The sequence below is a fragment of the Pseudomonas sp. Sample_22 genome, assembly GCF_004307635.1.
Lineage (GTDB): Bacteria > Pseudomonadota > Gammaproteobacteria > Pseudomonadales > Pseudomonadaceae > Aquipseudomonas.
The window spans coordinates 1-1,599 of record NZ_RCNY01000002.1 but is presented as its reverse complement, the minus strand read 5'-3'; the positions used below and the strand labels follow the sequence as shown (position 1 = coordinate 1,599).

The following is a 1,599-nucleotide window of genomic DNA, read 5'->3' as shown; positions in this document are numbered from 1 at the left end:
TTCCCAATGTGGGAACCGAATTCCTGTGGGAGCTGGCTTGCCAGCGATGGGGCCGGAAGGTTCAACAAAGATGTTGGCTGATCCACCGCTATCGCTGCGATGCGGCGACCCGACTAGCCAGCTCCCACAGGGACCGGTTTCTACGGACAAAAACAATAATTTTGAAGAGGACAATGCCATGCAAACCCAACTCTTGATCAACGGCCAACTCATCACCGGCGAAGGCCCCGCCCAACCCGTATTCAACCCGGCGCTGGGCCGTGTGCTGGTGGAAATCAACGAAGCCAGTGAAGCCCAGGTCGATGCCGCCGTGCGTGCCGCCGATGCCGCGTTCGACAGCTGGTCGCAGACCCCGCCGAAAGAGCGTTCGCTGCTGCTGCTCAAACTCGCCGATGCCATCGAGGCCCATGGCGAAGAGCTGGCCAAACTGGAATCGGACAACTGCGGCAAACCCTACAGCGCCGCGCTGAACGACGAGATCCCGGCGATTGCCGACGTGTTCCGCTTCTTCGCCGGCGCCAGCCGTTGCATGAGCGGTTCGGCCGGTGGCGAATACCTGCCGGGCCACACCTCGATGATCCGCCGCGACCCGGTGGGCGTCATCGCTTCCATCGCGCCGTGGAACTACCCGCTGATGATGGTCGCCTGGAAAATCGCCCCGGCCCTGGCCGCCGGCAACACCGTGGTGCTCAAGCCATCGGAACAAACCCCGCTGACCGCCCTGCGCCTGGCCGAACTGGCGTCGGACATCTTCCCGGCCGGCGTGCTCAACCTGGTGTTCGGCCGTGGTCCTAGCGTCGGCAGCCCGCTGGTCACTCACCCGAAAGTGCGCATGGTGTCGCTGACCGGCTCGATCGCCACCGGTTCGAACATCATTTCCAGCACCGCCGACAGCGTCAAACGCATGCACATGGAACTGGGCGGCAAGGCCCCGGTGATCATTTTCGACGACGCCGACATCGACGCCGCCGTCGAAGGCATCCGTACCTTCGGCTTCTACAACGCCGGCCAGGACTGCACCGCCGCCTGCCGCATCTATGCGCAAGAGGGCATTTACGACAAGTTCGTCGAGAAGCTCGGCGCGGCGGTCAGCAGCATCAAGTACGGCTTGCAGGATGACCCGGCGACCGAGCTCGGCCCGCTGATTACCGCGCAACACCGCGACCGCGTCGCCGGTTTCGTCGAACGCGCCATCGCCCAGCCGCACATTCGCCTGATCACTGGCGGCAAAGCGGTCGAGGGCAATGGTTTCTTCTTCGAACCGACCGTGCTGGCCGATGCGCAGCAGGACGACGAAATCGTCCGCCGCGAAGTGTTCGGGCCGGTGGTGTCAGTGACCAAATTCAGCGATGAAGCCCAAGTGCTGGGCTGGGCCAACGATTCAGACTACGGCCTGGCCTCCTCGGTGTGGACCGCCGACGTCGGCCGCGCCCATCGCCTGTCGGCGCGCTTGCAGTACGGCTGCACGTGGGTCAACACGCACTTCATGCTGGTCAGCGAAATGCCCCATGGCGGGCAGAAATTGTCTGGCTATGGCAAGGACATGTCGATGTATGGGCTCGAGGATTACACCGTCGTTCGGCATGTGATGTTCAAGCA

General features: G+C 63.2%; 1 protein-coding gene. It reads left to right on the top strand.

The window, feature by feature from the left end; genetic code table 11:
* Window positions 1–178: 178 nt before the first annotated feature.
* A partial coding sequence (locus D8U73_RS00005; protein WP_130903379.1) for a gamma-aminobutyraldehyde dehydrogenase occupies window positions 179–1,599 on the top strand: 1,421 nt, incomplete at its 3' end.